This window comes from Alicyclobacillus sp. SP_1, assembly GCF_024706985.1.
In the GTDB taxonomy this organism is placed as follows: Bacteria; Bacillota; Bacilli; order Alicyclobacillales; family Alicyclobacillaceae; genus Alicyclobacillus_I.
In genome coordinates, this window is the sequence record NZ_JAMCCX010000017.1 from 85200 (window position 1) to 98950 (window position 13751).

The following is a 13751-nucleotide window of genomic DNA, read 5'->3' on the forward strand; positions in this document are numbered from 1 at the left end:
GCCGCCGTTCCCTGCATGGCGATCGGTCAATTCGTGTGTGCAAACAAAGGGCGCAGCTTGACGCCAATCGCACTCCCAAAGAGGGCGGAAATAAACCAAAGCCAGCCATGTAAACTGAACGAGGCAATGCCGGAAAAATACGATCCGATGTTGCAACCAAAAGCGATGCGCGCCCCGTAGCCCATGAAGATGCCTCCGAGAACAACCGCAACCAGCATGCGGGTCGGAAAGCGGCGCAGATAGGGTTTGGGGAGACGTCCGGCGAGCGAAGCGGCGAGTAGCGCGCCAACGATCACACCGAGGTCAAGAACGGTCGTCGCGTCGTGAAAAATGCTGTGGTGCAAAGCGCTGGAATTTGCGGAGATTTGCCAATAGCCCCAATGGGCAATGGGCAGGCCGATCCCTTGCGCGATTTTCGCGCCCCAGAGGGCAAAGGCAAAGGTCACGCCCCACGGTTTGCCGGACAACAGGAGAACGAGAACATTGCCAACGGCGAGTAGGACGCCGCCTGCGATGAGGGACCAGGGCCCCTTCACGATCGCCCGCCAATCGAAGCGTCCACGTTTTTGAATGATCGGAATGACAGAGCCGTTTCGAAGGCGCTCGACGAGCAAGGCCAGGCCAAAAACCGCCGTTAACATCACCAGTTCGAGCGCAAGCCCTTCGGCGGGTCCGAAGACTTTAAGGAGTGAAATGGGTTGAAAATGCGGCGTCTTCATCCACCAGGGGAAGTTGAGGCTGCCGAGAACGGATCCGAGGACAAACCCGATGAGCGTCAAGATTCCTCGGACATCTCCGCCCCCGGTGTGATAGAGGGTTCCGGATGCGCAACCATCCCCGAGTTGCATGCCCATGCCAAAGAGAAAAGAACCTGCGAGCACGGACATCCCGACTGGGAATACGTATCCCGAAACGCTGTGACCGAACCAGTGGCCGTGCAACAAAACAGGCAGAAAAAGGATATTCGCAATTAAAAAGGTGATCATCTGCGCGCGGATCCCCGCGCCCCGCCCGTAGACGAGAAAGTTTCGCCAAGCCGTCGTGAAGCCGAAGTGCGCGTGATATAGGGCGAGTCCCAGCACGCCGGCGATCAGGTACAGAAGCGCTTGAGTCAGAGACTCTGTGTTTGCGAGAAACCCTGCGCCGACGAGAAAGAGCGCACACGAGAAGGTCACCCAACCACGCTGGGATCTTGCCTTCCAAGCTGCCGGGGAAGTCCGCGTAACGGGCGCCTCCAGCGAAAGAATATCCACGTCTGGGACAGACATAAAAAACCCTCCTTTTATTTTCATTCAACAGCCGCCGCCCATATTCCGAGTATTTAAATAGGAATATAATACATTATGGTAGGATTTATTTTACGAGTGGAATAATAGATTGTCAATACGGAGTTGCCGCTCGCGCTGTTTGCCGGCACATTTCCCACGGACAGTGTCACCTGGAATGGATGCCTCACTCGTGCGAAAACGACGGAACTGTGCTGATAACGGCGGGGGTGTTGACGGACCAGTTGACCACAGGATCAACGGCTTGACGAATGGCGCAAGCAGGCTTGCCGCTTGCTGGCGGATGAGAATCGCCTGCGCATCCTGCTTTCACTGGAGGGCGGACAAAAATCCGTGTCCAGTATCATCGAGGCAACACAGTTGTCGCAAACATTAGTATCGTATCACCTGCGCACGTTGCGCGATGAAGGGTTGGTCAAGACCGAACGCAGGGGGCCGTTCGTTTTATACAGCTTGACGCATGAAGATTTGCCGGCATGGGTATCTGGCGCCAGTCGCTTTGTACTCATGGGAGAGAAGAGTAAGGACAGTCAGCACGGGGTTGTGGCGGTTAAGGACTGTTGTACACCGGGGAAATCGGTGACTCCGGAACCAAAATGAGGAGGCCAGCAAAATGATAGACAGGATGAAACAGCGCATGGGCATGATGAAGCAGATGATAGGTCAAGGAGGCGGTCAGGCGTCCATGGACGGGACGGGCGGCATGATGCAGATGTGCCGTACCATGACCGACTCGGTGGCGAAGTCGGCCGACATGGCGGGATTTGCTACCGACGAGATCCGTGGACTGTTTCAAGACTGGTTGAATCAGGTGGAGGCCAAAGTGCTGGCGTATCTTTCGGAAAATGGCGGCCAAATTGACGTGGCAGGCATCGCAGGGCGACTGTCCATCAGTGAAAAGAGCGCACGACACATCGTCGGGTCGTTGTTCCAGAGAGGAGCCCTAGACTTGGGGCAGGTTCACGGAACAACATCACAAGTTCAGGAAGCGTCTGGACAAGACGACGCGAATTCAGAGAAGGCTGAAGCCACTGACACGAAAGATGAATGAACCTGAGGCCAATGATTATCCATTTCGGTGAAACGGAAACCGAACAGCTACCCACGCCCATTCCGACGGAAGAGGTGCGGGTATTTCTTTGTCCACATTCATGTGGCGTTTGACCCAATCAGATCCAGGTCGATGAGATTGAGTTGGCCATTCGGGGAACGGGGTACGATTAAACGGTCAGGTTCCATGTAGAAGAGAGGGTCGCGCCTATGACCGAGCTAAGATTCCAGCAGGTGTATAGATCAACAGCAGGATGCCTCTTTGACTGATCAACTGCTGTTACCCACTTTTTGGTGCCAAGCGTTCACACCATCGGCAAGATAGCGAACATCCAATCCCTGCGAACGCATCTTGGCAGCGCCGTTTGCTCCACGGTAGACGCCTGCACAAAATGCGACGTACTTCTGACTGCGATCCCATGTGTCGTCGACTGTCTCAAGCTGTGGCAACGGAATGTTTCGGGAGTCAGGAATACGGTTGCGTGCCCACTCTTCCTGACTGCAAACGTCAACGAGTGTCGGCTGCTGATGCAAAATTTCCTCTACATCCACTTCTTCTACCGTAAGCACTGGGTACCCGGCATGTTTCCAGTGCGGAAATTCTACATAGCCAACCACGCTTCCCCCCACCTCGTGTACGGCAGATATGACTTCGTCGGAAATACCCGAATGGGTTGCGACCAAGACGACAGCGCGCGGTCTTGGCCAAACCTTACGGAGATTGACAAGAAAGTGTGGTTCCGATTCTGGCAAGTTCATGGCGTACGGGATGAATCCCGCCAAAAAATCTGAAACCGGACGGAGATTGAGGAGATCCAATGGGCGCGTCTCCACAATCATGGTTGCCAACTCTGCGACGAGTATCCGCTTTAGGATCAAGATGATTTCTCCCTTCGATGACGGAACGTCCATGCTTGATTCAGATCTGCGACAGTCCATAAGATGGGATCAACCAGAAGCGGAGTGCCGCCGTTGACAACGGGCCCGCTTGCCGATACTATACATTTATAAATCCACACATGCGGATATTAGGATTGTACACAAATTGTGTGCTGGAATCAAGGGGAGGGAACGTCTTGGCGAACGCGGCGCAGCAGGTGAAACAGGTGGGGATCCGCCCGAATCTACAGCAGTTCTTGTGGTTCGTGTTTAGTACCATACTCGTCGGAATGACCGTTGGACTCGAACGCACAGTCGTTCCCTTGCTTGGGAAAGACGTGTATCACGTGACTTCCACGACGCTCATCTTTGCGTTTATCGTCGCGTTCGGTCTGACAAAGGCGATCTTAAATCTGGTCGCCGGCCACTTCTCCGACGCCGTGGGTCGGCGCCCCGTACTGATCATGGGGTGGCTGTTCGGCATCCCGATGATGGCGCTCCTTTTATTTGTGCATACGTGGCCCGCCGTGATTCTGGCGAACGTCTTTCTGGGCGCCAATCAAGCGTTCGCCTGGACGATGACGATCACCAAGCAGTTGGACCTGGTAGGTTCCAAGGAGCGAGGCATTGCGATGGGCATCAATGAGGCGACGGGGTATATCGGCGTCTCGATCTCGACGGTCCTCACGGGGGTCATCGCCGCGCGCTTTGGTCTGTTGCAGGCTCCCTTTGTGTACGGGGCGGCTGTCCTGCTGGTTGGTATCGGCGCCAGCGTGCTGGCTATCCGTGAGACGCGCGGGCACGTGTTGCAGGAAGTAAAAACGAAGGCATCGGGGCAGACCACATTGAGAGACATGCCGCGTGAGAAGAGTACGCGCGAGCGTGAGAATATAGGGAAGATCTTTTGGATCACGACGGTCGGGAATCCGACTTTGTCGTCGATCAGTCAGGCGGGTCTTGTGAACAAACTGGCTGACACACTGGTGTGGGCGATGCTGCCGCTGTACCTGGCGAATTTACGCGCATCAATCGTCGATATCGGATGGATCGGAGGCATGTACACCATGGTGTGGGGATTTGCCCAGTTTGGAACCGGTATACTGTCAGACAAGATTGGGCGAAAGCCGCCCATCGTGACGGGCATGGGGCTGCTTGGCGCGGGTATCCTTGCATTTGGGCTCGGGCATGCGTTTGTCTGGTGGATGGTCACGGCAGGCATCATGGGACTGGGTATGGCCCTGCTCTATCCGAACCTCAATGCCGCCGTGGCTGACGTGGCGCCGCCGAAAATACGGGGCGGCGTGCTCGGCGTGTATCGCCTGTGGCGCGACGGGGGATATGCGGTCGGCGGTCTGCTGCTTGGCGTCACGAGTCGCTCGATAGGCATGCTGCACAGTCTGTATCTGATCGGCGTTATTGTTATGATTTCGATGGTGGTCCTTCTGTTTCGCATGCAGGAGACCCATCCGCGGCTACGAAAGACGGTGGCCATGGATGAGGGGGAGGGACCGGTTCCGAGTGCGTGATTGACTTAATTTGCTGCCGAGTGGCACAATCCGTGCATCGGAATCCGCAACGGTCAGGAATGCGCGAGCGGTAGCATACGGAGGAATGATCATGGCAACGACGAACCCAACACGCGGCGATGCGGTTCGAACCGACATCGATTGGGCGTATAAGGCGCTGGCTGATCCCATTCGCCGATCGCTGCTGGAGGCGCTTGGAAAGAAGCAGTATTTCTGTCGCGTGGATGGTGAGAAGGTGAACGGGGTCTGTGTTCAGGACCTCAGCAGCTTGTTGCAGTTGCCGCAGTCAACCGTCTCCAGGCATCTGGCTGTTTTACGTCAGGCCGGCCTCGTGGGGCATCGGCAAAAGGGAATCTGGCATTACTATTTCTGTAATATCGATCGGATTCGGGCGGTGCAGCGGTGGCTTGACTCTCTCGTAACGGAGGAGGAATCGGGCGCGGACATTCGGTAGTCGGGGGCACTCTTTCTACGCGTGACCGAAGCTCCTCCTTGACGTCCATTCAGACTAGCGGTTGTAACAAACCGCCAGATACCCCGCTGCGGCCCCGGGCTCTTCTTCGCTGCGCTGGCGCAGCGTTGCCTATCATACTCTGATGCGGCAAAGGGAGGTTGTTGTGGCGATGATTTCGGCATCAAGGCGGGCGCTCCTTTTGTCGAAAACAACCGACAGAACACCGTCTCAATCCTCGGGAGCGCGACCGGGAGTGCCATAGCGTCGCGATGGGGCTGGTTGCAAGGACGCACGGACGACCAGGCGGCCAGTTTCTGCCGTCTCGCCGTACATCCACAAAAAGGACTGCCCTTCCGGAATGGTTTCTCCCAAAATGACAACCGGGTCGCGAAGGACGGTGTAGGCGCTTTGAAACGGTGGGTCGTGCCAGTACCCGGCTTCACGGATCCGGCCTTCGGAGAGCAGGCGTCTGACCGTTGTCGCAAATTCCCGCTCCTCTTGTGCGGTGGATCGTCCGGCCCAAAACGCGCGCAGCGCCTCTTCGGCTTTTTGCCACTCGCCCGACTGACGGATCTGACGACGCGCGCGGTCGGAGGTCACGCGCCACAAATCTGCGGATGGCGGACTGGATCGGGATGGCGGGGAACCGGCGGGTCCCGTCGCGGTTTGCAGAGCGGGATCCTCCAGCCACTGGGCGATCAGCAGGTAAGAAGTCAGCGCGACACCGTAGGAACGCACGGCTTTTTCCTGAAGGTCCGCAGGGAGCGTCGCGGTGCTGCGGAGGGCTCGCACGACGGCGTCCGCCTCCTCGTGCCGGGTTCGTCCGTCCTCGTAGCGCAAGATCGCCACACGGTAGCGATCAGGCTCAAAGCGCGCTAGGTTGATCTTTGGCTTGACGCGTTCGTGCAGTTCTCGCGCCGTCTTGGCGAGGCTCTGCAGATGGTCTGCGGGACACGCGGACGGCGTCTCAAGCAAATAGACCGAACGTACGGGTATACCTGCGCCGGATGCGCCGGCGAACGCGGCCTCTTTTCTCGCCGCAGCGAGCAGAGGGGGGATCCGGTCGTACCACGCCTCGGCCTGTTTGTGCGTCACGGCTGCGATGGGGCGCTTTTCTCCGCCATTGATCGCGAAGGCCTCCGTCAAGAGCGCGTCCGCGATGGCCTGGAGACTGCGCGCGGCGGCAAGGATGGAACGGATGCGCGGGCTGGTCGTTCCGGAGAGTTCCACTTCTGCGGTGTAGACGGATTCCCCGATCCGGCGGTATCCTTCAAGGTGTGCGGGTGGACATACAGCTCGGCCGGACAGGCCGGAGCGATCGCGATGGAAAATCAACATGTATTCTCCGTTCGAATGCTGCTTCGTATTTAGGATAACATGCAATGGGTGTACAATGAAAGCAGGAAAGAGGAGGGATCCATCATGGGATGCGGTTCCCATCACATGCACAGTCATAGCCGTCAAAGTCAACCGTACAGCGTGGAGCAGCCACGCGATTCCTGGCGCGAGATCTTGAAAGAACGATTGGCGCGCGGCGAGATCACAACGGAAGAGTATCGCAGAATGGTCCAGGTGCTGCGGGGCGATTCGCCGCCCGGATCCCTGGGCGACGAGATGGATGATCTGGGTCCCGTTCAGTTGTAGACCGCGGGGATCCCGTCGGGCCTTCGTCACTTCCATCGACCGGTCAAAAAGGACGTCTGAATACGGCAAACTGTCGTATTCAGACGTCTTATCGTTTCCGTTCTTATATCTGTAGATATCTGTTGGCAACTTCGTCAGCGATGGCTCTTGACAGTTCTCTTGTGACGGAGTATATCTTGATGTAATGAATCTATTGATCAATAGAATAATGGAGGAATTCGATGCCGGATCGCGATCGCGCTTTTAAGGACGCCATTTATGAGCAAATTGCGCGCGTGGGTCGGGCCGTTGACCATCCGCGGCGTCTTGAGCTCTTGGATTTGCTCTGTCAAGGTCCGATGACGGTCGAACAGCTCGTCGCGAAGAGCGCCATGCCGATGGGAAGCGCCTCGCAGCATCTGCAGCATCTTCGCGAAACGCGACTGGTCCGGGCAGAGCGGCGCGGAAGTTACATGGTGTACCAGTTGGCGGACGAGGCGGTCTGCGCGTTTTTTATCGCGCTGCGAACGTTGGCGGAGAACCGCTATGCGGAAATTCGCTCGATTACCGAAGCGTTTCTTCACGATCGCCAGGAGTTGGAGGCGATGGACACCGCCACGCTTCGAGATCGCATGTCCACTCAGCCGATTGTCCTGCTTGATGTGCGCCCGCAAGAAGAGTACGCGAACGGCCACTGGCCCGGGGCGTGGTCGGTTCCCTTGAATGGGCTCGCCGACCGCTTGGCCGATCTTCCACAGGATCAGACCATCGTGGCGTATTGTCGGGGACCCTACTGTGTTCTTGCGCTCCACGCGGTCGAACTCCTGCGTGAGCGCGGCTTTCACGCCGTGCGATTGACAGACGGAGTGAGCGAGTGGCGCGCGCGGGGAGACATCGTTGCGCAAGGGGCGGAATCCTGATCGACGGAATCGCCTTCAATCCAGAGCCGTACGAGAGGATTATGCAAGGTCATGAAAGGACGATGTGCGCGTGATCTATTTGGATTACAACGCCACCACGCCGGTAGCTCCTGAGGTGGTGGCCGCGATGGCGGACTATTGGACGGAGAAGTTCTATAACCCATCTTCCCCCTATCCGGAGGCTGACGCGGTGTGTACGGCCCTAGAGACAGCCCGATTGGATCTGTCTACACTGCTTGAAGCCGAGCCGGACACACTTGTATTTACGAGTGGGGGCACGGAAAGCAACAATTGGCTGCTCCGGTCTGTGACTGGCGCACGGAGACAGAACCGCCCTCGCGTGATTGCATCTGCGATTGAGCATCCCGCGGTGGCTCAGACGCTGGAGGCTCTGAAAGACGACGGTGCAGAAGTGGTGATTGTGCCTGTGGATGAGCGCGGGTTGGTGCGCCTGGACGTGTTGGAGGAAGTCCTGGATGAACGGACCGCGCTCGTCAGCGTGATGTTGGCCAACAACGAGATCGGCACGCTCCAACCCGTGACGGAGATCGCCCGTTTGGCGCACGCAGCGGGGGCATGGGTACATACGGACGCCGCTCAGGCGATTGGAAAGGTGCCCGTCCATGTGCGGGACCTTGATGTCGATTTCCTGACGGTGGTTGGCCACAAGTTCTATGGCCCCAAAGGGATTGGCGCCCTCTATATCCGACGGGGACAGTCCCTGAGACCGTTGCTGGCGGGGGGCGGGCAGGAGAGGGGGCGTCGCGGCGGCACGGAAAACGTGCCCGCCATCGTCGGTTTGGGTGCGGCCGCCCGCCTCGCGGTCGCGTGGTTGGGGAGCGAAGGTCCCGCTAGGCAAGCTCGTCTGCGGGATCAGTTCGAAGCCGTCCTGCGTCGGCAGATTCCCGACTGTCGTGTATTTGGCCAAGATGCGCCGCGGGTGCCGAATACCTCTGCCTTCTCACTGCCCGGCTGGACCGGCCGCGCTCTCCTCGCGGCATGCCCCACCATCCGGGCCGCAACCGGTTCGGCGTGTCACAGCGAGGATGAAACCGGATCTCCCACCCTGCGGGCCATGGGTGTGCAAGAGGCCGTCGTTCGAGGGCTGGTGCGTGTGAGCTTGGGCCGTGAAACAACGCCGGAAGCCATCGGTCAGGCTGCAGCGGCGTTGGTTCAAGCGGCTGAGTCGGGGAAAGCATTCCGCTAGCCCGCCGTCCTGTTGTCTGAATTGAAAGGAGTGTGCGCAGATGCAAGTACTGTTCATTGTCAACGACCCGCCTTACGGCACGGAACGGGCCTACAACGCGCTCCGTCACGCCAACGCGCTTGGCAAACGCCCCGACGTGTCCGTGAAAATCTTCTTCATGGCTGACGCCGTCCAATGTGCGCGGCGAGGTCAACAGACCCAAACGGCTACTACAATCTGGAACGCATGATCGCCATCGCCGTGCGCCAAGTCGCGGAACTCGGCGCCTGCGGAACGTGCATGGACGCCCGCGCTTTGGCGGAGACAGACTTGATCGCGGGGGTTCATCGAAGTTCCATGGAGGAACTGTCTGACTGGACCGTCTGGGCGGATCGGGTCATCGTGTATTAGGTCCAAGAAAGGGAGGATACCATGCGTCAAGTGCTCATTTGCGGCGCCGGCGTGGGCGGATTGGCCGCCGCGCATCGTCTTCGCCGGCTGCTCCCGGCATCCGACCGGATCGTGGTGTTTGACCAGAGTCCGGTGCATACGTTTTGGCCGTCGCTTCTGTGGATGATGACAGGCGCCCGCCAAGCGGATCAGGTTGTGCGGCCTCTTTCCGCCCTTCGGGAGCGCGGCGTCACGGTCGAATCGAGCGCGGTCACGGCCATTGACGCCGAGTCTTTGACCGTGACGGCGGGGGATCGGCGATGGACCGGCGACGCCCTTATCCTGGCCCTTGGGGCGGACTTGGATCCCGAGCGCATTCCGGGCCTGGTTGAGGGCGGGGACAACTTTTATACGGTGGCTGGGGCGGAACAGGTGCACCGGCGCCTCGCCGAGTTAGAACGCGGTCGCGTGGTGGTTCTGGTGAGTCGAATGCCCTTCAAGTGTCCGGCTGCGCCGTACGAGGCCGCGATGTTGATCGACGGTTACCTTCGCAAACGGCGACGGCGCGAGGCGGTCGACATCGCTGTCTGGGTCGCTGAACCTGCGCCCATGGGGGTTGCAGGTCCGAGCGTCAGCCAAGGCGTGATCAACGCGCTCACCGAACGCGGCATCGACTATCATCCCCATGAGACGGTCATCGGGGTTGATCCGACCACAAAGCGGCTGAAGTTCCAATCCGGGCAGACGGTGGACTATGACCTCCTTGCCTACGTTCCGCCCCATCGGGTTCCGTCGGTTGTCGAGGCGGCGGGATTGGCTTCAGAAAGCGGTTGGATTGCCGTAAATCGGCACACGCTCGAAACCTCGGTTCCCAACGTGTTTGCGATTGGCGACGTGACCGGCATCCCTCTTGCCCTTGGCAAACCGCTCCCCAAGGCGGGGGTTTTCGCTCACGCCCAGGGAGAGATCGTAGCCAAAATTCTTGCCCATCGCCTGGCGGGTCGGGAAGAATCGGCTTCGTTCACTGGAGAGGGCGAATGTTTTATTGAAATGGGGCGGGGAGTGGCTGGATTTGCGCGCGGAAACTTTTACGCGGAGCCTGAGCCGCAGGTGCGAACCTATCGTTCGGGTCGCCACTGGCACGGGGCCAAGGTGCTGTTTGAACGTCACTGGTGGCAGCAATGGTGGTAACACGTCTGGCATTTGAATTCGTAGCCGCTCGCTCTCTCAAGTTGGAGAGAGGGCGGTTTTTCTTATTTTTTGGAGCGGGAATCTTGGCAAATGGCTGACGTGTGCGGTAGGATGACTTCATGCTGGGCGCATAGAAATGTTTGGCTAGACAGGGATGAACCGAATGGTTGAGGGCCATGTCATCATTTTTGGCGACGGATAACCGGGATGACGGTGGCTTATAGGCTTTTGAAATCCAGTGAGATACAAGGGATTCCTCAGGACTTGTGAAATCTCATACGCAACGTGGGAGAGTGATGCGTGGTGAGCGACAGGCGTGCAGCGATTGTTACTGGCGGCGGAAGCGGGATTGGACTGGCCATCGCCAGCAAGTTGGCGCATCATGGCGTGGGGGTCACCATTTTGGGGCGCCGGGAATCTGCACTCGCCGAAGCGGCGAGTTCGATTGGGAACGGGGCTGAGTGGATCCGGGCGGATGTGGGGAGCCGGAAAGACGTGCAATCGGCGGTACAAACTGTGGTTGAGCGCGTGGGGCGCATCGACATTCTGATCAACAATGCGGGCTTTGGACGCACCATCACGACGATGACCCCCATAGACGAGGCCGAGGCCGATTGGGATGAGGTGCAGAACGCGAATTTGAAGGGCGCGTTTCTGATGACCATGGCTGTGGCACCCCATTTGAGCAGACCGGGTGGTCGGATCGTCAATATCAGCTCGATCGCGGCGCACACGGGGGGCAGCGGTGCGGGCTCCTTGGCCTATGCGGCCGCCAAGGCCGGGGTGCTGGGGCTAACATTCGCCTTCGCGCGAGAATTGAGCGGCGAAGGCATCACGGTGAATGCCATTGCACCGGGGCTCATTGCGGACACCCAGTTCTTCGGGGGTGGACTGACCGAAGAACGGTTGCATCGCGCGGTATCCCAGATTCCCGCCGGTCGTGCCGGGCGTGTGGAGGACATCGCCAGTGCGGTCTGGTATCTGGTTTCCCCTGAGGCGTCCTATGTCACCGGAGAGGTACTCGGTGTCAATGGGGGTTGGCTTTTTGGGCGCTAGCGTGATCTGGGGCATGTCCTGACGGACAGTTGGTATTCCAACAGGGCCTTGATGGATGCCTGGAACGCGAGAGGGTTTCAGGTGATTGCTGCGTTTAAAGTCAATCGAATGATCTACGTTCTTACTGAGTGAAAACTGACAGCCTAGGATCTGCAGATTCACGACTCACTATACGTATGTGTAAATTTGCTTTGCGAACGCAAATTTACAAGAGTCAAGTTAAAATAATCATGTCGTACCACATCATGAGTTGCTTGTAAGAAAACGATTCGGCTGTAATCAGATATTTTTTCAGTTCCTCAACACTGAAGAACCCATCGACAACAATCTTTTTGCCTCCAGCACGCCCGACATAAAAGGACTGCGATAACAAGCCACGAGACAGTTATAATATCGCGTGGCTCAGTTTTTGTGCTGTACACTCTTGTCGTCTCTCTTTTCAAAATCATGTAAAGCTCTTCAGTTACACAGTGCCCGTATTTGAAGACGACATTTGCTCCACATGAATATACCGTTTGCCACGGAATGCAGATATCAGTGCCGCTACGAGTGACATGATAAGAGAAACCGTAAACGCCAGATTGAGACCATGCATAAATGAGGGGCCGATGAGTGATGGAAAGAACTTATGACCGATGACATAGTTCACTTGGGATACTGGCATCTGCTGCAGTACCCCAAATTGCTGCAGCAGGTTCTGCAGGGGATTGTATCCCAACAGCGCAGCGAATAGGGATGATGTCGGCGGTAACTGAGACACCTTGATGGCTCCTGCGAGCGGTACACCGTGTTGTGTCAGTCCGGTTTGCATGGCCTGAGGCAACTTTTGCGCGAGTCCAGTGATCATGATAGAGAAAAATAGCCCCATGCTTAGCATCGAGCCGGCGTTCGTAAATGTGGAGCGCATGCCAGAGCCGACGCCACGGTACTCCGCGGGTAACGCGTTCATAATGGCTGCGCTGTTCGGCGATGCAAACAGCCCCATGCCGACGCCGATGACGAATAAGTAGATCCAAAACAGCCAGTGATTAAAATCCATAGGCAAGGTGGTCAATAAGTAGAATCCCAGGGCTGTGACAATCATTCCCACAGTGGCAAAGGTCCGTGCGCCAAAGCGATCGGAGAGAAAGCCGCTGATGGGGCCTGCCACAAAGAAGCCAATCATCTGCGGTATTGTGTACAACCCTGCAATCAATGGTGTGTTCGCATAGGAAACTCCGTGCAGCGGAAGGTAGATACCCTGCAGCCAGATAATGAGCATAAACTGAAGTCCGCCGCGAGCCAATGATGCGAGGAGCCCACTCAGATTACCGGCGGTAAATGGCCAGATTTTAAACAGTTTCATATTGAACAGCGGCTGTTCGGTGAACATCTCGATCACGACAAACAGCCCCAGTACAATCACGCCGCCAATCAATCCGGTCAGGACCCACGGATCGCTCCACCCCATGCTGTGTCCCTTGTAGGGCATGATTCCGTACGTCAAGCCGAGCATGATGCCCAGCAGGCCGATGGTTAATGTGATGTTGCCCCAAATGTCCAGGCGTTGTTTAACCGGCCGCTTGACCACTTCCTTTAATGCTACGTATGCCCACAAGGTCCCAGCTAAACCGACTGGCACGTTGACTAGGAAGATCCAGCGCCAATGACCGGTTGCAGCCAACGCGCCACCAACCAACAGACCGATGATCCCGCCGCCGATTGCAGCTGCCTGATTCAATCCGAGTGCGAGACCCCGTTGGTTCTCTGGGAATGCATCGGTCAAAATGGCTGCGCTATTTGAGAACAAAAAGCCACCACCAATACCCTGCACGATGCGAAAGATGATGAGTTCAACTTCTCCAGCCGTACCTTTACTCCATGTGAGTGAGGCAAGCACCGAGCCAATAGTAAAGATCAGAAACCCGAGATTATAGAGGCGTACCCGTCCAAACATGTCTGACAGCCGACCAAACAATACCAACAACACTGTTGTAGCAACGTTAAAGCCCAACAAAACCCAAAGTAATAGTCCGGTTTGGTTGCCCGCCAACGGATTGACCTTTAATCCATTAAAAATCACTGGGAGAGCAATAATGAGAATGGATTGATTGATGGTTGCCATCAAAACGCCGAGCGTTGTGTTGGAGAGAGCAATCCATTTGTAGTGTGGACCGTGTACTGTACCTGATAAAGCTACTGTCACTGTCG

At 57.1% G+C, this 13751-nt stretch carries 12 protein-coding genes and 1 pseudogene; 9 read left to right on the top strand and 4 right to left on the bottom strand.

What is annotated here, in order from left to right; genetic code table 11:
• Nucleotides 1-26 precede the first annotated feature (26 nt).
• The gene (locus M4I36_RS04770; RefSeq protein ID WP_258110567.1) at nt 27-1268 is read right to left on the bottom strand and encodes a YeeE/YedE family protein; all 1242 of its coding nucleotides are present in this window, start codon (nt 1266-1268) and stop codon (nt 27-29) included.
• Nucleotides 1269-1559: 291 nt separating this feature from the next.
• Between M4I36_RS04770 and M4I36_RS04775 the strand changes: the two genes are divergently transcribed.
• Entirely contained in the window at nt 1560-1886 is a 327-nt protein-coding gene (locus M4I36_RS04775) for an ArsR/SmtB family transcription factor (protein WP_258110568.1), read from the top strand.
• 13 nt (nt 1887-1899) lie between these two features.
• Complete coding sequence (locus M4I36_RS04780) at nt 1900-2337, top strand: hypothetical protein (RefSeq protein ID WP_258110569.1); 438 nt, start codon at nt 1900-1902, stop codon at nt 2335-2337.
• A 269-nt stretch (nt 2338-2606) separates the two neighbouring features.
• Here the strand turns inward: M4I36_RS04780 and M4I36_RS04785 are convergent, their stop codons facing one another.
• Nucleotides 2607-3215, bottom strand: a complete 609-nt coding sequence (locus M4I36_RS04785; RefSeq protein WP_258110570.1) for a rhodanese-like domain-containing protein — start codon at nt 3213-3215, stop codon at nt 2607-2609.
• Nucleotides 3216-3412: 197 nt separating this feature from the next.
• Between M4I36_RS04785 and M4I36_RS04790 the strand changes: the two genes are divergently transcribed.
• On the top strand, nt 3413-4741 hold the full coding sequence (locus M4I36_RS04790) for an MFS transporter (RefSeq protein WP_258110571.1): 1329 nt from the start codon (nt 3413-3415) through the stop codon (nt 4739-4741).
• 91 nt (nt 4742-4832) lie between these two features.
• Entirely contained in the window at nt 4833-5195 is a 363-nt protein-coding gene (locus M4I36_RS04795) for an ArsR/SmtB family transcription factor (protein ID WP_258110572.1), read from the top strand.
• A gap of 228 nt (nt 5196-5423) precedes the next feature.
• Here the strand turns inward: M4I36_RS04795 and M4I36_RS04800 are convergent, their stop codons facing one another.
• A complete protein-coding gene (locus M4I36_RS04800) occupies nt 5424-7040 on the bottom strand; it encodes a hypothetical protein (protein WP_258110573.1) in 1617 nt (538 codons plus the stop codon).
• Between the two features lie 20 nt (nt 7041-7060).
• Here M4I36_RS04800 and M4I36_RS04805 point away from each other — a divergent pair, with 20 nt between their 5' ends.
• The 5 genes and pseudogenes from M4I36_RS04805 to M4I36_RS04825 all read left to right on the top strand — a co-directional run bounded on the left by M4I36_RS04805 (nt 7061) and on the right by M4I36_RS04825 (nt 11561).
• Nucleotides 7061-7738 (top strand): ArsR/SmtB family transcription factor, encoded by a 678-nt coding sequence (locus tag M4I36_RS04805; protein ID WP_258110574.1) that lies wholly within the window; start codon nt 7061-7063, stop codon nt 7736-7738.
• 70 nt (nt 7739-7808) lie between these two features.
• Nucleotides 7809-8945: a cysteine desulfurase family protein gene (locus M4I36_RS04810; protein ID WP_258110575.1), complete on the top strand. Its 1137-nt coding sequence runs from the start codon at nt 7809-7811 to the stop codon at nt 8943-8945.
• Nucleotides 8946-8985: 40 nt separating this feature from the next.
• Nucleotides 8986-9335, top strand: a pseudogene (locus M4I36_RS04815) (DsrE/DsrF/TusD sulfur relay family protein).
• 21 nt (nt 9336-9356) lie between these two features.
• Nucleotides 9357-10505 carry an NAD(P)/FAD-dependent oxidoreductase gene (locus M4I36_RS04820; protein WP_258110576.1) on the top strand — a complete coding sequence of 383 codons (1149 nt, stop codon included), beginning with the start codon at nt 9357-9359 and terminating at the stop codon, nt 10503-10505.
• A 303-nt stretch (nt 10506-10808) separates the two neighbouring features.
• The gene (locus M4I36_RS04825; RefSeq protein ID WP_258110577.1) at nt 10809-11561 is read left to right on the top strand and encodes an SDR family NAD(P)-dependent oxidoreductase; all 753 of its coding nucleotides are present in this window, start codon (nt 10809-10811) and stop codon (nt 11559-11561) included.
• A gap of 463 nt (nt 11562-12024) precedes the next feature.
• Here M4I36_RS04825 and M4I36_RS04830 read toward each other — a convergent pair whose 3' ends face one another.
• On the bottom strand, nt 12025-13746 hold the full coding sequence (locus M4I36_RS04830; RefSeq protein WP_258110578.1) for an MFS transporter: 1722 nt from the start codon (nt 13744-13746) through the stop codon (nt 12025-12027).
• Between the last annotated feature and the right edge of the window lie 5 nt (nt 13747-13751).